This window comes from Sporosarcina sp. FSL K6-1540, from assembly GCF_038620285.1.
GTDB classification, from domain to species: Bacteria; Bacillota; Bacilli; order Bacillales_A; family Planococcaceae; genus Sporosarcina; species Sporosarcina psychrophila.
Window position 1 is genome coordinate 1948613 of record NZ_CP152018.1, and the last position, 16488, is coordinate 1965100.

At 42.8% G+C, this 16488-nt stretch carries 30 protein-coding genes; all 30 read left to right on the top strand.

Going from position 1 to position 16488, the window contains the following annotated elements:
• The first annotated feature begins 197 nt into the window (after positions 1-197).
• A complete protein-coding gene (locus MKY15_RS08860; protein WP_067204741.1) occupies positions 198-1517 on the top strand; it encodes a Na+/H+ antiporter family protein in 1320 nt (439 codons plus the stop codon).
• A gap of 254 nt (positions 1518-1771) precedes the next feature.
• Positions 1772-2080 carry a 30S ribosomal protein S10 gene (gene rpsJ / locus MKY15_RS08865; RefSeq protein WP_067204744.1) on the top strand — a complete coding sequence of 103 codons (309 nt, stop codon included), beginning with the start codon at positions 1772-1774 and terminating at the stop codon, positions 2078-2080.
• Positions 2081-2123: 43 nt separating this feature from the next.
• Positions 2124-2753: a 50S ribosomal protein L3 gene (gene rplC, locus MKY15_RS08870; protein WP_067204747.1), complete on the top strand. Its 630-nt coding sequence runs from the start codon at positions 2124-2126 to the stop codon at positions 2751-2753.
• Between the two features lie 25 nt (positions 2754-2778).
• Positions 2779-3402, top strand: coding sequence for a 50S ribosomal protein L4 (gene rplD / locus MKY15_RS08875; RefSeq protein WP_067204749.1), 624 nt, complete (start codon positions 2779-2781; stop codon positions 3400-3402).
• The gene (gene rplW, locus MKY15_RS08880) at positions 3402-3686 is read left to right on the top strand and encodes a 50S ribosomal protein L23 (RefSeq protein WP_067204752.1); all 285 of its coding nucleotides are present in this window, start codon (positions 3402-3404) and stop codon (positions 3684-3686) included. Before rplD ends, rplW begins: the two co-directional genes overlap by 1 nt.
• A 46-nt stretch (positions 3687-3732) precedes the next feature.
• A complete protein-coding gene (gene rplB, locus MKY15_RS08885) occupies positions 3733-4563 on the top strand; it encodes a 50S ribosomal protein L2 (RefSeq protein WP_067204755.1) in 831 nt (276 codons plus the stop codon).
• Between the two features lie 60 nt (positions 4564-4623).
• A complete protein-coding gene (gene rpsS / locus MKY15_RS08890; protein ID WP_067204757.1) occupies positions 4624-4902 on the top strand; it encodes a 30S ribosomal protein S19 in 279 nt (92 codons plus the stop codon).
• 19 nt (positions 4903-4921) lie between these two features.
• Complete coding sequence (gene rplV / locus MKY15_RS08895) at positions 4922-5266, top strand: 50S ribosomal protein L22 (protein WP_067204760.1); 345 nt, start codon at positions 4922-4924, stop codon at positions 5264-5266.
• Positions 5267-5269: 3 nt separating this feature from the next.
• Positions 5270-5932, top strand: a complete 663-nt coding sequence (gene rpsC / locus MKY15_RS08900; protein WP_067204763.1) for a 30S ribosomal protein S3 — start codon at positions 5270-5272, stop codon at positions 5930-5932.
• Position 5933: 1 nt separating this feature from the next.
• A complete protein-coding gene (gene rplP / locus MKY15_RS08905) occupies positions 5934-6368 on the top strand; it encodes a 50S ribosomal protein L16 (protein WP_067204766.1) in 435 nt (144 codons plus the stop codon).
• Positions 6358-6558, top strand: a complete 201-nt coding sequence (gene rpmC / locus MKY15_RS08910) for a 50S ribosomal protein L29 (RefSeq protein WP_025783856.1) — start codon at positions 6358-6360, stop codon at positions 6556-6558. The genes rplP and rpmC overlap by 11 nt, the downstream gene beginning before the upstream one ends.
• 17 nt (positions 6559-6575) lie before the next feature.
• Positions 6576-6842, top strand: a complete 267-nt coding sequence (gene rpsQ, locus MKY15_RS08915; protein ID WP_067204770.1) for a 30S ribosomal protein S17 — start codon at positions 6576-6578, stop codon at positions 6840-6842.
• A 40-nt stretch (positions 6843-6882) separates the two neighbouring features.
• Complete coding sequence (gene rplN / locus MKY15_RS08920; RefSeq protein ID WP_067204773.1) at positions 6883-7251, top strand: 50S ribosomal protein L14; 369 nt, start codon at positions 6883-6885, stop codon at positions 7249-7251.
• 36 nt (positions 7252-7287) lie between these two features.
• The gene (rplX, locus tag MKY15_RS08925) at positions 7288-7599 is read left to right on the top strand and encodes a 50S ribosomal protein L24 (protein WP_067204776.1); all 312 of its coding nucleotides are present in this window, start codon (positions 7288-7290) and stop codon (positions 7597-7599) included.
• 26 nt (positions 7600-7625) lie between these two features.
• A complete protein-coding gene (gene rplE / locus MKY15_RS08930) occupies positions 7626-8165 on the top strand; it encodes a 50S ribosomal protein L5 (RefSeq protein WP_067204779.1) in 540 nt (179 codons plus the stop codon).
• 19 nt (positions 8166-8184) lie between these two features.
• A complete protein-coding gene (locus MKY15_RS08935) occupies positions 8185-8370 on the top strand; it encodes a type Z 30S ribosomal protein S14 (RefSeq protein ID WP_067204781.1) in 186 nt (61 codons plus the stop codon).
• Positions 8371-8400: 30 nt separating this feature from the next.
• The gene (gene rpsH / locus MKY15_RS08940) at positions 8401-8799 is read left to right on the top strand and encodes a 30S ribosomal protein S8 (RefSeq protein ID WP_067204783.1); all 399 of its coding nucleotides are present in this window, start codon (positions 8401-8403) and stop codon (positions 8797-8799) included.
• A 30-nt stretch (positions 8800-8829) separates the two neighbouring features.
• Entirely contained in the window at positions 8830-9369 is a 540-nt protein-coding gene (gene rplF / locus MKY15_RS08945; RefSeq protein WP_067204786.1) for a 50S ribosomal protein L6, read from the top strand.
• A gap of 33 nt (positions 9370-9402) precedes the next feature.
• A complete protein-coding gene (gene rplR / locus MKY15_RS08950) occupies positions 9403-9765 on the top strand; it encodes a 50S ribosomal protein L18 (protein WP_067204790.1) in 363 nt (120 codons plus the stop codon).
• A 22-nt stretch (positions 9766-9787) separates the two neighbouring features.
• On the top strand, positions 9788-10288 hold the full coding sequence (gene rpsE / locus MKY15_RS08955) for a 30S ribosomal protein S5 (protein WP_067204791.1): 501 nt from the start codon (positions 9788-9790) through the stop codon (positions 10286-10288).
• 13 nt (positions 10289-10301) lie between these two features.
• Positions 10302-10484, top strand: coding sequence for a 50S ribosomal protein L30 (gene rpmD, locus MKY15_RS08960; protein WP_067204794.1), 183 nt, complete (start codon positions 10302-10304; stop codon positions 10482-10484).
• Positions 10485-10517: 33 nt separating this feature from the next.
• Positions 10518-10958 carry a 50S ribosomal protein L15 gene (gene rplO, locus MKY15_RS08965; protein ID WP_067204796.1) on the top strand — a complete coding sequence of 147 codons (441 nt, stop codon included), beginning with the start codon at positions 10518-10520 and terminating at the stop codon, positions 10956-10958.
• On the top strand, positions 10958-12250 hold the full coding sequence (gene secY / locus MKY15_RS08970) for a preprotein translocase subunit SecY (RefSeq protein WP_342539482.1): 1293 nt from the start codon (positions 10958-10960) through the stop codon (positions 12248-12250). Before rplO ends, secY begins: the two co-directional genes overlap by 1 nt.
• A 55-nt stretch (positions 12251-12305) precedes the next feature.
• Complete coding sequence (locus tag MKY15_RS08975; protein ID WP_067204801.1) at positions 12306-12959, top strand: adenylate kinase; 654 nt, start codon at positions 12306-12308, stop codon at positions 12957-12959.
• A gap of 424 nt (positions 12960-13383) precedes the next feature.
• The gene (gene infA / locus MKY15_RS08980) at positions 13384-13602 is read left to right on the top strand and encodes a translation initiation factor IF-1 (protein ID WP_067204804.1); all 219 of its coding nucleotides are present in this window, start codon (positions 13384-13386) and stop codon (positions 13600-13602) included.
• Between the two features lie 39 nt (positions 13603-13641).
• A complete protein-coding gene (gene rpmJ, locus MKY15_RS08985) occupies positions 13642-13755 on the top strand; it encodes a 50S ribosomal protein L36 (RefSeq protein ID WP_067204807.1) in 114 nt (37 codons plus the stop codon).
• Between the two features lie 24 nt (positions 13756-13779).
• A complete protein-coding gene (rpsM, locus tag MKY15_RS08990) occupies positions 13780-14145 on the top strand; it encodes a 30S ribosomal protein S13 (protein ID WP_067204810.1) in 366 nt (121 codons plus the stop codon).
• A gap of 25 nt (positions 14146-14170) precedes the next feature.
• Positions 14171-14560 (top strand): 30S ribosomal protein S11, encoded by a 390-nt coding sequence (rpsK, locus tag MKY15_RS08995; protein ID WP_067204813.1) that lies wholly within the window; start codon positions 14171-14173, stop codon positions 14558-14560.
• Between the two features lie 133 nt (positions 14561-14693).
• A complete protein-coding gene (locus MKY15_RS09000; RefSeq protein ID WP_067204816.1) occupies positions 14694-15638 on the top strand; it encodes a DNA-directed RNA polymerase subunit alpha in 945 nt (314 codons plus the stop codon).
• Positions 15639-15670: 32 nt separating this feature from the next.
• Positions 15671-16051: a 50S ribosomal protein L17 gene (gene rplQ, locus MKY15_RS09005; protein ID WP_067204818.1), complete on the top strand. Its 381-nt coding sequence runs from the start codon at positions 15671-15673 to the stop codon at positions 16049-16051.
• The last annotated feature ends 437 nt before the right edge of the window (positions 16052-16488 follow it).

The following is a 16488-nucleotide window of genomic DNA, read 5'->3' on the forward strand; positions in this document are numbered from 1 at the left end:
TGGCGGTTTTTTTGTTGCCTAGGAAACTATAAAATCTCGTTAAATGGACAAGCTACAACATAAGGATTACTCATTGAAGATCCTGACTCTGATGCTGCGCTAAAAATTCATTGACAGAAGAAATATCCTCTGCTATCTTAATAACTATGCTTCATCACTTTAGCTGGATAAAGAAACAAATCATAGGGGGAATACAAATGAATGCAGTTATTATCGCCATAGTCGTTATGTTGGCTTTAAGTTTATTACGGGTGAACGTTGTATTAGCCCTAGTTGTAGGTGCGATTGTGGGAGGATTTACAGGAGGCTTATCAGTTGATGAAACGATTGTCTCGTTTACTGGTGGTCTAGGTGAAGGAGCAACAATTGCCCTTAGTTATGCATTACTTGGTGGATTCGCGGTAGCTATATCGAAGACTGGCATTCCTCAATTGCTTGTTGAAGCTATGTTGCGGATTGTGAAGAAAGAGGGGGAGCCTGATCGTACAGCACTAGGAAAAGTATTGATTGTCTTAATGCTTCTAGCGATGGCCATATTCTCGCAAAATCTTATTCCAATCCATATTGCATTTATTCCTTTATTGGTGCCACCGATTATACATGTCTTAAATATGTTGAAAATAGATCGTCGTCTCATTGCATCTGTTCTGACATTCGGGTTAACAGCACCATATATCTTGCTTCCATATGGATACGGTTTCATCTTCCATGAAATTCTTGCTAAGCAAATGGCGGCAGCGGGTATGGCGATTGATATGGCGGACATACCGAAAGCGATGGCACTTCCTGTTCTTGGTCTGTTCGTAGGACTGCTAATTGCTATTTTCTTCTCTTATCGCAAGCCGAGAGAGTATGAGGACAAGCAGTTAAAAATCACTGAAGAAGTGGTGGTTGTTAAAACACGTAATATCATCTTTACAGTACTAGCACTTATTGGCACACTTGCTGTACAGATACCAACACAGTCTATGATTGCAGGTGCGGTGACTGGGATTGCGATTCTGTATATTACGGGAGCACTTAAGTGGAAAGATGCTGATGGTTTAATCAATGAAGGAATGCGTATGATGGCATTCGTAGGATTTGTCATGATTACAGCAAATGGATTTGCTGCTGTGCTTCAAGAGACAGGAGATATTGTTAAGTTGGTGGAATACTCGAGCACTGCTCTAGGGGATAATAAGGGGATGGCAGCATTCGCTATGTTACTTGTCGGGTTAATCGTTACAATGGGTATTGGCTCATCATTTGCGACAATCCCAATTATTGCATCGATTTTCGTGCCGCTTAGTATGGCGTTTGGATTCAGTCCGTTAGCCATCATTGCACTTGTTGGGACAGCAGCGGCACTCGGTGATGCTGGTTCGCCTGCATCTGACTCTACGCTTGGGCCAACTGCGGGACTTGATGTCGATGGACAACATAATCATATATGGGATACATGTGTACCGACATTCATTCACTACAACATTCCGTTGTTGTTGTTTGGTTGGGTAACAGTCATGCTCTTTAATTAAGTAGTCAATAGTCCGAGTTAGTACTCTCGGACTTGCAATGAGTGAGAGAAAGAATTATAATAATAAAGTTGAGAAAAGAATTTCGCCAAGGCACTTGCGTTATTCTTTTTTTATGTGTATAATATTGAATGTTGGTCTTTGACTGCGATGAAGCGAGAGGTTGCCGACACACCAGGCCGCTTTGCCATGGCATGTGTGTGGGAAATTTTCGTGGAGAATGTCTATAACAAAATAGGCGCAAGGGAGGGAAAATAATGGCAAAACAAAAGATTCGTATTCGTTTAAAAGCATATGATCATAGAATTCTTGATCAATCAGCTGAAAAGATCGTAGAAACAGCAAAACGTTCGGGTGCTAGTGTATCGGGTCCGATTCCACTACCGACTGAAAGAACTGTCTACACGATTCTTCGTGCGGTGCATAAATACAAAGATTCGCGCGAGCAGTTCGAAATGCGTACTCACAAACGTCTAATCGATATCGTTAATCCGACACCACAAACTGTCGATGCTTTAATGAAACTCGATTTACCATCAGGCGTTGACATTGAAATTAAACTTTAATCGATACTAAATAAAGCACACATTAATTCAGGAGGTGGACTAAATGACCAAAGGAATCTTGGGAAGAAAACTCGGTATGACGCAAATTTTTGCTGAAAACGGAGATCTTATCCCGGTAACAGTGATTGAGGCTGGACAAAACGTTGTTCTTCAAAAGAAGACTACGGAAACAGACGGCTACGAATCAATCCAAATCGGATTTGAAGATAAACGCGAAAAGCTTGCTAACAAACCTGAAAAAGGGCACGTTGCAAAAGCTGATACTGCACCTAAGCGCTTCATTCGCGAATTCCGCGAATTAGACGTTAGTGGCTACGAAGTTGGTCAAGAAGTCAAAGTTGATACTTTTGCTGAAGGCGATATCGTCGACATCACAGGTACATCAAAAGGTAAAGGGTTCCAGGGTGTTATCAAGCGTCACGGATATTCACGCGGACCTATGACCCACGGATCACGTCATCACCGCGCACCAGGTTCAATCGGATCTGTTGACGCTCAACGTGTATTCAAAGGTAAAAAAATGCCAGGTCGTATGGGTGGCAAAACAGTAACAGTTCAAAACCTTGAAATTATACGAGTTGATCTTGAACGCAACTTGCTACTAGTTAAAGGTAACGTTCCTGGAGCACGCAAATCACTTTTACAAGTGCGCAGCGCTATCAAAGGAAACTGACTACTAAAGAAAGGAGGAAACAGGAATGCCTAAAGTATCCGTATTAAATCAGGCAGGAACTTCTGTCGGAGACATCGAACTAAATGAAGCAATCTTTGGTATCGTACCAAACGAATCTGTTTTATTCGAAGCATTGGTTCAACAACGTGCTTCATTGCGTCAAGGGAATCATAAAGTAAAAAGTCGCGGCGAAGTTGCTGGTGGAGGACGTAAACCATGGCGTCAAAAAGGTACAGGTCGTGCCCGTCAAGGTTCAATCCGATCACCACAATGGCGTGGAGGTGGTATCGTATTCGGTCCATCACCAAGAAGCTATAGCTACAAATTACCGAAGAAAGTCCGCAGATTGGCTCTTCTTTCAGCTCTTTCTACGAAAGTTCGTGAAGAAGATGTAATCGTTCTTGAAGGACTAACATTCAATGCACCAAAAACAAAAGATTTTATCAAAGTACTTGCTGATCTTTCGATTAACAGAAAAGCGTTGATCGTAACAGCTGACTTAGATGAAACTTTGGCTTTGTCTGCACGTAACATCCCTGGAATCAGTGTCGTAACAGCGACAGGTATTAACGTACTTGATCTTATCGGTCACGATAAACTTGTTATGACTAAAGCAGCAGTTCAAAAAATAGAGGAGGTGCTAGGTTAATGGAAGCACGTGATATTATAAAACGTCCGGTCATTACCGAGCGTACTTCTGAACAAATGGAATTCAAAAAGTACACTTTTGAAGTTGACACGCGCGCTAATAAATCATTTATTAAGCAAGCTATCGAAGAAGTTTTCGGTGTTAAAGTTGAAAAAGTGAACGTACAGAATTACAAAGGTAAACTTAAGCGTATGGGCAAGCATTCTGGTTATACGAACAGACGCCGTAAAGCGATTGTTACACTAACTGCTGACTCAAAAGACATCGAACTTTTCGAAGTCTAAGTTAAACAACTAATAGATATCTAATTATATGAAGGAGGGAACACAAATGGCGATTAAGAAATACAAACCTACCTCCAACGGACGCCGTAACATGACTACATCCGATTTTGCTGAGATTACTGCTGACAAACCGGAAAAATCATTGCTTGCACCGCTTAAGCGGAAAGGCGGCCGTAACAACACTGGTAGGATTACTGTTCGTCACCATGGTGGAGGCCACAAGCGCCAATACCGTGTCATCGATTTCCAACGCCGGAAAGATGGCATACCAGGACGCGTTGCTACGATCGAATACGATCCAAACCGTTCAGCTAACATTGCTCTAATCAATTACGTAGACGGAGAGAAACGTTACATTCTCGCTCCAAAAGGTCTTGTAGTTGGAGCAACTATTATGTCAGGCCCGGAATCAGATATCAAAGTGGGTAACTCACTTCCACTAGAAAACATTCCAATGGGTACTACAATTCATAACATCGAAATGAAACCAGGTAAAGGCGGACAACTAGTACGTTCAGCAGGAACTTCTGCACAACTACTTGGCCGTGAAGATAAGTATGTTATTGTACGTCTTCAATCTGGAGAAGTTCGCATGATTCTAGCTGTATGCCGCGCGACAATTGGTCAAGTTGGTAATGAGCAACATGAACTAATCAACATTGGTAAAGCAGGACGTTCACGTTGGATGGGTAAACGCCCAACAGTTCGTGGTTCTGTCATGAACCCTAACGATCACCCACACGGTGGTGGTGAAGGTAAAACTGGTATCGGTATGAAGTCTCCAGTAACTCCATGGGGTAAACCGACACTTGGTTATAAAACACGTAAGAAAAACAACAAATCCGACAAGCTTATTGTACGTCGTCGTAAGAAGTAATAGTAATGCACTGCGGTTCAATGATTGGACCGTAGTACAAACACGGAGGGAGGTTCCGACATGGGCCGCAGCTTGAAAAAAGGACCATTTGTAGACGATCATCTAATGAAGAAGGTCGAAGCACAAAGTGGATCTGAGAAAAAACAGGTTATCAAAACATGGTCACGCCGTTCAACAATCTTCCCGACATTCATCGGAATGACAATTGCTGTATATGACGGACGTAAACACGTTCCCGTCTATGTAACTGAAGATATGGTTGGTCACAAACTTGGTGAATTTGCACCTACGCGCACATACAGAGGTCATGGCGCCGACGATAAGAAAACAAGACGTTAATTGAGAGGAGGTTATTCTGATGCAACAAGCAAAAGCTACTGCCCGCACAGTCCGTATTGCCTCTCGTAAAGTCCGTTTGGTCGTTGATCTTATCCGAGGCAAAAAAGTCGGTGAAGCTATCGCGATTCTACGCCTGACGCCAAAAGCGGCTTCTCCGGTTGTAGAAAAAGTTTTGAAATCAGCGATTGCAAATGCTGAACATAACTATGAAATGGATGTCGAAAACCTATTTATCAGCGAAGTATTCGTTGATGAAGGTCCGACTATGAAACGTTTCCGACCACGCGCACAAGGACGTGCGAGCGCAATTAATAAACGTACGAGCCACATCACATTAGTGGTATCTGAAAAGAAGGAGGGATAATTCGTGGGTCAAAAAGTACATCCTAACGGTTTACGGGTCGGTATCATCCGTGACTGGGAGTCTAAATGGTACGCAGAAAAAGACTATGCGACTCTCTTGCACGAAGATTTGAAAATCCGTGAGTTCATCGAAAAACGTCTTGTAGAAGCTTCTGTTTCTAAAGTTGAAATTGAACGTGCTGCAAAGCGTGTTAACATCAGCATCCACACTGCTAAACCAGGAATGGTTATTGGTAAAGGTGGTACTGAGGTCGAAACACTTCGTAAAATGTTGAACGACATCACTGGTAAACGCGTTCACATCAACATCATTGAAATTAAACGTGCGGATCTTGACGCTAAACTAGTTGCAGAGTCAATTGCTCGTCAACTAGAAACTCGCGTATCATACCGTCGTGCACAAAAACAAGCAATCCAACGCACAATGCGTTCTGGCGCTAAAGGAATTAAAACACAAGTTTCTGGACGTCTTGGCGGTGCTGACATCGCTCGGTCGGAACATTATAGTGAAGGTACTGTCCCTCTCCATACATTACGTGCAGATATTGATTATGCACATGCTGAAGCAGACACAACGTTTGGTAAGCTTGGCGTTAAAGTATGGATTTATCGTGGAGAAGTCCTTCCAGTGAAGAAACAGAAGAACTCTGAGGAAGGAGGCAACTAATATGTTAATGCCTAAACGAGTTAAATATCGTCGTGTATTCCGTGGTAAAATGCGTGGTACTACAAAAGGCGGAGCAACAGTTCAATTCGGAGAATACGGTCTACAAGCTCTTGATTCGGCATGGATTACAAACCGCCAAATCGAAGCAGCACGTATTTCAATGACACGTTACATGAAACGTGGCGGTAAAGTATGGATCAACATCTTCCCGCACAAACCATATACAAAGAAGCCTCTTGAAGTACGGATGGGTTCAGGTAAAGGTGCTGTAGAAGGCTGGGTAGCAGTTGTTAAACCTGGTCGTATTATGTTCGAAATAGCAGGTGTATCGGAAGAAGTTGCGCGTGAAGCGCTTCGCCTGGCATCTCACAAACTTCCTATTAAAACTAAGTTTGTAAAACGTGAAGAAATCGGTGGTGAATCTAATGAAAGCTAATGAAATCCGTGACTTAACAACTGCAGAGATTGAGCAAAAGGTGAAATCACTGAAAGAAGAGCTTTTCAACCTTCGCTTCCAACTTGCGACAGGTCAATTAGAAAACACTGCACGCATCCGAGAAGTTCGTAAATCGATTGCGCGCATGAAGACAGTTATACGTCAAAGAGAAATCAGTGCAAATAACTGATGAAGGAGGTTGCAGCCATGACTGAGGAGCGTAACCAGCGCAAAGTATATACAGGCCGCGTTGTATCCGACAAAATGGATAAAACAGTTACTGTTATGATCGAAACGCAAAAGAAACATTCTAAATACGGTAAACGTGTTAAGTATTCTAAGAAATTCAAGGCCCACGATGAGCTGAACGAAGCTAAAATCGGAGATGTTGTTCGTATAATGGAAACTCGTCCATTGTCAGCAACAAAACGTTTCCGTCTACTTGAAGTAGTCGAAACAGCGGTCATCATTTAATTAACGTTCGGGTATATAAATCCGGGAGGAGGTAGCCTCAATGATCCAACAGGAAAGTCGTATGAAAGTCGCCGACAACTCAGGCGCTCGTGAAGTACTTACAATTAAGGTATTAGGCGGTTCAGGCCGTAAAGTAGCAAACATCGGTGATGTAGTCGTTGTAACGGTGAAAAAAGCAACACCAGGTGGCGTTGTTAAAAAAGGTGAAGTTGTCAAGGCTGTTATCGTTCGCACGAAGAGCGGAGTACGCCGTAAAGACGGTTCATATATTACATTTGATGAAAATGCTTGTGTTATTATCCGTGACGACAAGAGCCCACGTGGAACTCGTATTTTCGGACCAGTTGCTCGCGAACTTCGTGACAGCAACTTCATGAAAATTATTTCACTTGCTCCTGAAGTTCTTTAATCACATGATAGTGCCAAATCAAGGAGGTGCGACAGAATGAATGTTAAAAAAGGCGATAAAGTTATGGTCATCACAGGTAAAGACAAAGGTAAAACCGGTGTGATCCTAGTTGCTTTCCCTAAAAAGGATCGTGTGCTTGTTGAAGGTGTTAACATCGTCAAGAAACATACGAAACCTAACCAGGAAAATCCTCAAGGTGGAATCATCAGCCAAGAGGCAGCTATCCATGTATCAAACGTCATGGTGATCGATCCTAAGACAGGCGAGCCTACTCGTGTAGGATACAAGATCGAAAATGGCAAAAAAGTTCGTGTTGCTAAAAAATCCGGAGAATTGCTGGATAACTAAGTAACGGATGAAAGGAGGTCCAACAGATGAGCCGTTTAAAAGAAAAGTTTAAAAGCGAAATCACTCCTGCTCTTATGAGCAAGTTTGAATATACATCAGTTATGCAAGTACCAAAAGTCGACAAAATCGTCATTAACATGGGTGTTGGTGATGCTGTTCAAAACACGAAAGCACTAGATGCGGCAGTGGAAGACTTAACAATTATTTCAGGTCAAAAACCTGTTGTCACAAAAGCAAAGAAATCAATCGCGGGATTCCGTCTTCGTGAAGGTATGCCTATTGGAACGAAAGTTACACTACGCGGTGAGCGTATGTATGAATTCCTAGACAAACTGATTGCTGTTTCGTTGCCTCGTGTACGTGACTTCCGTGGTGTTTCTAAAAAAGCATTCGACGGTCGCGGTAACTATACGCTTGGCGTAAAAGAGCAACTAATTTTCCCGGAAATTGATTATGATAAAGTTTCTAAAATACGCGGTATGGATATCGTCATCGTTACGACTGCAAACTCGGACGAAGAAGCACATGAGTTACTAACGCAGTTCGGCATGCCGTTCCAAAAGTAAATAAGAGGGAGGCGTAAACGTGGCTAAAAAATCAATGATTGCTAAACAAAAACGCACACCAAAATTCGCGGTACAAGCATACACACGCTGTGAGCGTTGTGGTCGTCCGCATTCGGTATATCGTAAGTTCAAGCTTTGCCGTATTTGTTTCCGCGAGTTAGCATATAAGGGACAAATTCCTGGCGTCAAAAAAGCCAGCTGGTAAACCCCTAAATTTGGGAAGGAGGTAAATGTAATGACAATGAGTGATCCGATCGCAGACATGCTTACACGCATTCGTAACGCCAATATGGTTCGTCACGAAAAGCTTGAAGTACCTGCTTCAAACATGAAAAAAGAAATCGCAGAAATCTTGAAACGTGAAGGTTTCGTACGTGATGTTGAATATGTCGAGGATAGCAAACAAGGTATCATCCGCATTTTCCTTAAGTACGGTCAAAATAACGAACGTGTTATTACTGGTCTTAAACGTATTTCAAAACCTGGTCTTCGTGTTTATGCTAAAACTAGCGAAGTTCCTAAAGTTTTGAACGGTCTTGGTATAGCCCTCGTTTCTACATCAAATGGCGTACTTACAGACAAAGAAGCACGCGCTAAACAAGTAGGCGGAGAAGTAGTAGCTTACGTCTGGTAATTCGTAACAAATGAATGGAGGTGCACTTGAATGTCCCGTATTGGCAAAAAGCCGATTGAGGTACCTGAAAACGTGACTGTTACTATCGCAGAAGGTAACTTCGTTACAGTTAAAGGTCCTAAAGGCGAACTTACAAACACATTTAACTCGGATATTAAAATTGAACAGGAGAACAACGTGATCACTTTGATCCGTCCTTCTGAATCCAAAGAACACCGTTCTATTCATGGAACGACACGTTCACTTATCAATAACATGGTGGTTGGCGTTTCAGAAGGTTTCGAACGCAAACTTGAACTAGTTGGTGTTGGTTACCGTGCTTCACTTCAAGGTTCGAAATTAGTGTTGAACATTGGTTTCTCTCACCCAGTTGAATTTACACCTGAAGAAGGAATTGAAGTTGAAGTTCCTGCTAACACTAAAATTACTGTTCGTGGTATCAACAAAGAACGCGTTGGTGCTCTTGCATCGAACATCAGAAAAGTACGCCCACCAGAGCCGTATAAAGGCAAAGGGATTCGCTACGAAGGAGAAGTTGTCCGTCGTAAAGAAGGTAAAACTGGTAAATAATGCCGCTTAAGGCATCTGGAAGGAGTGATCACGATGATTACGAAAAAAGACAAGAATGCTACTCGTAAGAAACGTCATGCACGCGTACGTCGTAAAATCAGCGGGACTGCAGCTCGTCCACGCCTAAACGTATTCCGTTCAAACAAGCATATCTATGCTCAGTTGATTGATGACGTGAATGCAGTAACGATTGTAAGTGCTTCTTCAATGGAAAAAGATTTCGGATCTGAATCCAAAGCAGACACTGCAGCAGCAGTAAAAGTCGGCGAGATGATCGCAAAGAAAGCTGTTGAAAAGGACGTTAAGTCAGTAGTATTTGACCGTGGCGGATACCTATTTCACGGCCGTGTGAAAGCTCTTGCAGACTCAGCACGTGAAAACGGTCTGGAATTTTAATTAAGAAGGAGGTATACATTTCATGCGTCGTAATGATCAGAATAAAAGCGAATTCGAAGAACGCGTAGTTACCATTAACCGCGTAGCGAAAGTTGTGAAAGGCGGACGTCGTTTCCGTTTCACTGCTCTCGTAGTTGTCGGAGATAAAAATGGCCGTGTCGGTTTTGGTACTGGTAAAGCACAAGAAGTTCCAGATGCAATCCGTAAAGCTATCGAAGATGCGAAGAAGAATTTAATCGTTGTACCAATGGTTAAAGGAACTACTCCGCACCTAGTGCTTGGACATTTTGGAGCAGGTAAAATCCTTATCAAACCAGCAGCTCCAGGTACTGGAGTTATCGCAGGCGGACCTGTCCGTGCGGTACTAGAACTTGCAGGCATCACGGATATCCTTTCGAAATCACTTGGTTCAAGCACACCAATCAACATGGTCCGTGCGACATTCGAAGGATTATCGAATTTGAAACGCGCTGAAGATGTTGCTAAATTGCGCGGTAAATCCTTGAAAGAACTGTATAGTTAAGGGGGGAAATGCAATGGCGAACAAACTTGAAGTCACCCTTACAAAAAGTGTAATCGGCTCGAAGCCAGCACAGCGTAAAACTGTGGAGGCGCTTGGACTACGTAAATTACACCAAATGGTCGAACATCAAGATAATGTTGCAATTCGTGGCATGATCAACAAAGTAGACCACCTAGTAACAGTTAAAGAACTATAATTACGATTTTTTGAATAAGGAGGTGCCAATGAGATGAAATTACACACTATGAAGCCTGCTGCAGGTTCACGTACTAAGCGTAAGCGTATTGGTCGCGGAATCGGTTCAGGTTTTGGTAAAACTTCTGGTAGAGGTCACGGTGGACAAAACTCCCGTTCGGGTGGTGGCGTACGTCTTGGATTCGAGGGTGGTCAAATTCCACTTTTCCAAAGACTTCCTAAACGTGGTTTTACGAACATCAACCGTAAGGATTATGCAATCGTAAACCTAGACACACTTAATCGTTTCGACGAAGGTACTGAAGTTACGCCTGAGCTACTAATTGAATCAGGCATCGTGAGCAATGCTAAATCAGGTATTAAGATTCTGGGTAACGGAATTCTTGAGAAAAAGATCACTGTCAAAGCTCACAAATTCTCTGCTTCTGCTAAAGAGGCAATCGAGAAGGCGGGCGGACAGACCGAGGTGGTTTAATGTTTCAGACAATCGCCAACTTTATGCGAGTAAAAGATATACGGTCTAAAATCTTTTACACACTACTGGTACTCATTGTTTTTAGACTAGGAACATTTATTCCGGTCCCAAACGTTGATGCAACTGCACTACAGCAAACTGATAATAATCTTATTGGCCTACTGAACGTGTTTGGTGGGGGTGCCCTTGCGAACTTCTCGATCCTTGCAATGGGAATTATGCCTTACATCACTGCATCTATCATCGTGCAATTATTGCAGATGGATGTCGTACCTAAATTTACTGAATGGGCGAAACAAGGAGACGTTGGAAGACGGAAACTTGCGCAGTTCACGAGGTATTTCACAATAATCCTAGCCTTTATTCAAGCAATTGCTATGTCATTTGGTTTCAACCAAATGTATGGTGGTACGCTGATAAAAGACGAAGGTGTTTCGACATACGTGGTTATCGCGATCGTATTGACGGCAGGAACTGCATTTCTTTTATGGCTTGGTGAACAGATTACAGCAAAAGGTGTTGGGAATGGTATTTCCATCATAATCTTCGCTGGTATCGTCGCAGCAATCCCAAATGCAGTCAACCAACTTTACGCAACTCAGATTCAAGATGCTGGTGAGCAATTGTTCATTAAAGTGGCAGTTATGGCTCTACTACTCGTCTTGGTCATTGCGATTACTGTCGGAATTATTTACTTCCAAGAAGCACTACGGAAAATTCCGATCCAATATGCGAAACGTGTCACTGGGCGAGGTCAAACGACTGCAGGCCAACAGACACACTTGCCCTTGAAACTTAATGCGGCAGGGGTTATCCCGGTAATCTTTGCTTCTGCATTTTTTATTACACCACAATCAATAGCGACCTTCTTTGGCACTAACAGTGTAACAACTACAATTACAAACGTTTTCGATTATACGAAACCGGTTGGAATGGTATTTTACCTGATATTGATCATTGCATTCACATACTTCTACGCATTCATCCAGGTGAATCCGGAGAATATTGCGGATAATTTGAAAAAGCAAGGCGCTTATATCCCGGGCATTCGTCCAGGACAAAATACACAAAATTACCTAACGAGCACTTTGTATCGATTGACATTTGTGGGGGCAATATTCCTCGCTACAGTGGCAATCATGCCGATATTCTTCATCAATATCGCAAACCTTCCACAGTCTGCGCAAATTGGAGGAACAAGTTTAATCATCGTCGTCGGGGTTGCACTTGAAACGATGAAACAACTTGAATCACAACTTGTGAAAAGGCATTACAAAGGATTCATGAAGTAATAATCACAAAGGTTCATCTCTATGTGATGTGAATATGAATGGGAGTGCAATACGTATGAATATCGTATTAATGGGTCTGCCAGGAGCCGGTAAAGGTACACAGGCAGACAGAATTGTCGAAAAGTACGGAACCCCTCATATTTCTACAGGCGATATGTTCCGTGCTGCTATCCAAGAAGGCACGGAACTTGGAGTCAAAGCAAAATCGTTCATGGATCAGGGAGCACTTGTCCCTGATGAAGTGACAATCGGAATTGTTCGTGAAAGACTAAGCAAATCCGATTGCGATAATGGATTCCTACTCGATGGTTTCCCACGTACAGTTCCACAAGCTGAAGCACTTGATCAGCTTTTGGCTGACATGGGTCGGAGAATTGAGCATGTTCTCAATATCCAAGTCGAGAAAGAAGAACTTATCGCGAGGCTGACAGGCCGCCGCATCTGTAAAGTTTGCGGTACATCCTATCATTTGCTTTTTAATCCTCCACAGGTTGAAGGTAAATGTGATAAGGATGGCGGAGAACTTTATCAGCGAGCCGATGACAATCCGGAAACTGTCACGAACCGTCTGGAAGTAAATATGAAACAAACTGCACCACTCTTGGCGTTTTACGATTCCAAAGAGGTGTTGGTAAATATCGATGGACAAAAAGACATCAAAGACGTTTTCAAGGATCTGGACGTTATTCTGCAAGGAAGCGGACAATAATCCTTTTCGAACTTAGATATTATACGCATTTTTTGGGCAGTATAGCATAGAAGCATAGAAGGACGTTTCAACGAGCTGCAAAAGCATATGATGCCCGGTATAACAACTAGATGGTTTTTAGCAGGGTTATGGTTCTGAAACATAGTAAATGCATTTTCTTGCTTTGGTAGGTATAATGGATTTCGTGGAAAGAACTGTATAACGTAACTGGGAACTCATCCACGGCATTCTGGACAGTCGTGTCCATTTCGACGCGATTTTCCATAACAAGAAGTCGAGGACGGACTTAAGGGAAACGGAATGTGGCAGACCTCTTTCGAACATCACTCATGCAATCCGGACATATGTTGAAGGAAGCTTTAAAGGCGACTGATGCCGCTCGATGGTGAGAACCTTTATTGGATATAGAAGGGAGACTGGGTTGATGGCGAAAGATGATGTAATTGAAGTTGAAGGAACCGTACTCGAAACACTGCCAAACGCAATGTTTAAAGTAGAGCTGGAAAACGGCCATACGATTCTTGCGCATGTATCTGGCAAAATTCGTATGCACTTTATCCGTATTCTACCTGGCGATAAAGTGACAATGGAACTCTCGCCTTATGATTTAACACGTGGTCGTATCACATACCGTTTTAAATAAACTTTTGTAACTCCGGAATACTGAAGGAGGTTGGGTAAGATGAAAGTTAGACCATCTGTAAAACCGATGTGCGAAAAATGTAAAATTATTCGCAGACGCGGCCGAGTAATGGTAATCTGTGAAAATCCAAAACATAAACAAAGACAAGGCTAATTCTGAAGGAGGTGCACAATATATATGGCACGTATTGCTGGTGTAGACGTTCCGCGCGATAAGCGCGTAGTCATTTCATTAACTTACATTTTCGGAATCGGAAAAACAACTGCTCAAAAAGTATTGGCGGCAGCTGGAGTATCTGAGGACGCACGGGTTCGCGATCTTACTGACGCAGAGCTTGATAAAATCCGTGAACAAATGGACACGCTTAAAGTTGAAGGTGACCTTCGACGTGAAACTTCCCTTAACATCAAACGTTTGATGGAAATCGGTAGCTTCCGTGGTATCCGTCATCGTCGCGGACTTCCTGTTCGTGGACAAAACACGAAAAATAACGCACGTACTCGTAAAGGTCCTAAACGGACAGTAGCGAACAAGAAAAAATAATAGGTAAAGGAGGTATCTTCTTAACATGGCACGTAAACAACAAACTCGTAAACGTCGTGTGAAAAAGAATATTGAATCCGGTATTGCACATATCCGTTCGACGTTCAATAATACAATTGTTACAATCACTGACATGCAAGGGAACGCAATATCTTGGTCAAGTGCAGGTGCATTAGGCTTTAAGGGTTCTCGTAAATCAACACCTTTCGCTGCACAGATGGCTGCTGAAGCGGCTGCTAAATCATCTATGGAGCACGGTCTGAAAACTTTGGAAGTTACTGTTAAAGGTCCAGGTGGTGGACGTGAAGCAGCAATTCGTTCATTACAGGCTGCAGGTCTTGAAGTTACTGCAATCAGAGACGTTACCCCGGTTCCACATAACGGATGCCGCCCGCCAAAACGCCGTCGTGTATAATGGCTTCTTCTCCATATGATTGAGAAACACAATTTATGTCAACAATGATTGTGCGATTGCAATTTGCCGTCTATGAAAATCGATTTCAATATGGAACGGCCTATACATTGATGTTTTGAAGGAGGGTAAATGAATGATCGAGATTGAGAAACCGAAGATTGAAACAATTATGATCGCCGAAGACATCAAGTTCGGTAAGTTTATCATCGAACCACTTGAACGCGGATACGGAAATACGTTAGGAAACTCCCTACGTCGCATCCTTCTATCTTCACTGCCAGGAGCTGCTGTTACATCTATCCAGATTGATGGTGTGCTTCATGAATTCTCAACAATTGAAGGTGTCGTCGAAGACGTCGCATCAATTATTTTGAACGTGAAAAAACTGGCTCTCAAAATCTATTCAGATGAAGAGAAAGTGATTGAGATAGACGTGAAAGGCGAAGGAGTTATCACAGCTGCGGACATTACACATGATAGTGACGTAGAAGTGTTGAATCCTGAACTTCCTATCGCGACACTTGGTAAAAACGGTCACTTGCGCATGCGTATGTATGCTGTACGTGGACGTGGTTACGCACCTTCTGATCAAAACAAACGTGAGGATCTCGCAATTGGCGTTATTCCAATCGACTCTATTTACACTCCGGTTTCACGAGTTAACTTCCAAGTGGAGAATACTCGGGTTGGCCAAATGGCGAACTTTGATAAGTTGACACTTGATGTTTGGACAGATGGTAGCATCGGTCCTAAAGAAGCTGTTTCACTTGGGGCAAAAATCCTAACTGAGCATCTAAATATATTTGTCGGCATGACAGATGAAGCACAAACTGCAGAAATTATGGTAGAAAAAGAGGAAGATCAGAAAGAGAAAGTACTCGAGATGACTATTGAGGAACTTGACCTTTCAGTTAGATCTTACAATTGCCTAAAACGTGCAGGCATCAATACAGTTCTTGAACTTGCTAGCAAGTCAGAGGACGAAATGATGAAAGTACGAAATCTTGGCCGTAAATCACTTGAAGAAGTGAAAGCGAAATTGGACGAGCTTAACCTAGTGTTACGCACCGAAGATTGAGCGAATTTATAGATTGAAGGAGGGAAACTTCTATGGGATACAGAAAACTTGGACGTACAAGTTCACAACGTAAAGCAATGCTTCGCGACCTAGCGACAGATCTAATCGTACACGAACGTATTCAAACGACAGAAGCTCGTGCGAAAGAATTGCGTTCAGTTGTTGAGAAAATGATTACGCTTGGTAAACGTGGAGACTTGCATGCACGTCGTCAAGTTGCACAATTTATCCGTCGCGAACTGGTTACAGTGGCAGACGGTGAAGGCAACGAGAAAGAAATCTACGCAATCCAAAAACTTTTTGATAATGTTGCACCACGTTACGCTGAGCGTCAAGGTGGATATACACGTATCATGAAAATGGGACCTCGTCGCGGCGACGGAGCACCTGTCGTTGTAATCGAACTCGTTTAATATATACAATGGCAATTGATTAAATCTTCAAGGGGTGTGTCTGGCGTACCCAGAGCCGCACCCTTTTTTTAAAAATTTATACGACAACTTTAAAAGCTGAGTGTTACGATCGTCGGTTTATACCGTCTGGTCTAGCTCTACGCACCTCATCCGCGGTACCGGATTGAGCACCTGGTACCAGTCATAGATATGAGCGCATTTCTTCGGATGAGGTGCGCGCTTTTTTTTATCCAAAAATAATGTCCAGATTTTTCAATATATAAGTTTTTGACTAATATGATGTCTAGGCACCAGACGCACGGGTCATAAGAGGGCAAGCTAGGAAGGATTAAACTTGCTTTTCTTTTACGCCTTACTTGGCAAAGAACGCCGCTTCGCCGGTCCCTCTAATGCCTGCCGCGGGCCAATAAGATGTAGGTCATGCAGCTATTACCCCT

Excerpts from the sequence above, each read along its gene's own strand:
- MKY15_RS08975 (WP_067204801.1), top strand. The coding sequence starts at position 12,306 with ATGAATATCGTATTAATGGGTCTGCCAGGAGCCGGTAAAGGTACACAG.
- rpsS (WP_067204757.1), top strand. The coding sequence starts at position 4,624 with ATGGGCCGCAGCTTGAAAAAAGGACCATTTGTAGACGATCATCTAATG.
- rpmD (WP_067204794.1), top strand. The coding sequence starts at position 10,302 with ATGGCGAACAAACTTGAAGTCACCCTTACAAAAAGTGTAATCGGCTCG.
- rplP (WP_067204766.1), top strand. The coding sequence starts at position 5,934 with ATGTTAATGCCTAAACGAGTTAAATATCGTCGTGTATTCCGTGGTAAA.
- rpsJ (WP_067204744.1), top strand. The coding sequence starts at position 1,772 with ATGGCAAAACAAAAGATTCGTATTCGTTTAAAAGCATATGATCATAGA.
- rplC (WP_067204747.1), top strand. The coding sequence starts at position 2,124 with ATGACCAAAGGAATCTTGGGAAGAAAACTCGGTATGACGCAAATTTTT.
- MKY15_RS09000 (WP_067204816.1), top strand. The coding sequence starts at position 14,694 with ATGATCGAGATTGAGAAACCGAAGATTGAAACAATTATGATCGCCGAA.
- rpmC (WP_025783856.1), top strand. The coding sequence starts at position 6,358 with ATGAAAGCTAATGAAATCCGTGACTTAACAACTGCAGAGATTGAGCAA.
- rpsK (WP_067204813.1), top strand. The coding sequence starts at position 14,171 with ATGGCACGTAAACAACAAACTCGTAAACGTCGTGTGAAAAAGAATATT.
- rpsH (WP_067204783.1), top strand. The coding sequence starts at position 8,401 with ATGACAATGAGTGATCCGATCGCAGACATGCTTACACGCATTCGTAAC.
- rpsM (WP_067204810.1), top strand. The coding sequence starts at position 13,780 with ATGGCACGTATTGCTGGTGTAGACGTTCCGCGCGATAAGCGCGTAGTC.
- MKY15_RS08860 (WP_067204741.1), top strand. The coding sequence starts at position 198 with ATGAATGCAGTTATTATCGCCATAGTCGTTATGTTGGCTTTAAGTTTA.
- rplD (WP_067204749.1), top strand. The coding sequence starts at position 2,779 with ATGCCTAAAGTATCCGTATTAAATCAGGCAGGAACTTCTGTCGGAGAC.
- rplW (WP_067204752.1), top strand. The coding sequence starts at position 3,402 with ATGGAAGCACGTGATATTATAAAACGTCCGGTCATTACCGAGCGTACT.
- rplQ (WP_067204818.1), top strand. The coding sequence starts at position 15,671 with ATGGGATACAGAAAACTTGGACGTACAAGTTCACAACGTAAAGCAATG.
- rplB (WP_067204755.1), top strand. The coding sequence starts at position 3,733 with ATGGCGATTAAGAAATACAAACCTACCTCCAACGGACGCCGTAACATG.
- infA (WP_067204804.1), top strand. The coding sequence starts at position 13,384 with ATGGCGAAAGATGATGTAATTGAAGTTGAAGGAACCGTACTCGAAACA.
- rplR (WP_067204790.1), top strand. The coding sequence starts at position 9,403 with ATGATTACGAAAAAAGACAAGAATGCTACTCGTAAGAAACGTCATGCA.
- rplX (WP_067204776.1), top strand. The coding sequence starts at position 7,288 with ATGAATGTTAAAAAAGGCGATAAAGTTATGGTCATCACAGGTAAAGAC.
- rplV (WP_067204760.1), top strand. The coding sequence starts at position 4,922 with ATGCAACAAGCAAAAGCTACTGCCCGCACAGTCCGTATTGCCTCTCGT.
- rplN (WP_067204773.1), top strand. The coding sequence starts at position 6,883 with ATGATCCAACAGGAAAGTCGTATGAAAGTCGCCGACAACTCAGGCGCT.
- rplE (WP_067204779.1), top strand. The coding sequence starts at position 7,626 with ATGAGCCGTTTAAAAGAAAAGTTTAAAAGCGAAATCACTCCTGCTCTT.
- rpsE (WP_067204791.1), top strand. The coding sequence starts at position 9,788 with ATGCGTCGTAATGATCAGAATAAAAGCGAATTCGAAGAACGCGTAGTT.
- secY (WP_342539482.1), top strand. The coding sequence starts at position 10,958 with ATGTTTCAGACAATCGCCAACTTTATGCGAGTAAAAGATATACGGTCT.
- rplO (WP_067204796.1), top strand. The coding sequence starts at position 10,518 with ATGAAATTACACACTATGAAGCCTGCTGCAGGTTCACGTACTAAGCGT.
- rplF (WP_067204786.1), top strand. The coding sequence starts at position 8,830 with ATGTCCCGTATTGGCAAAAAGCCGATTGAGGTACCTGAAAACGTGACT.
- rpmJ (WP_067204807.1), top strand. The coding sequence starts at position 13,642 with ATGAAAGTTAGACCATCTGTAAAACCGATGTGCGAAAAATGTAAAATT.
- rpsQ (WP_067204770.1), top strand. The coding sequence starts at position 6,576 with ATGACTGAGGAGCGTAACCAGCGCAAAGTATATACAGGCCGCGTTGTA.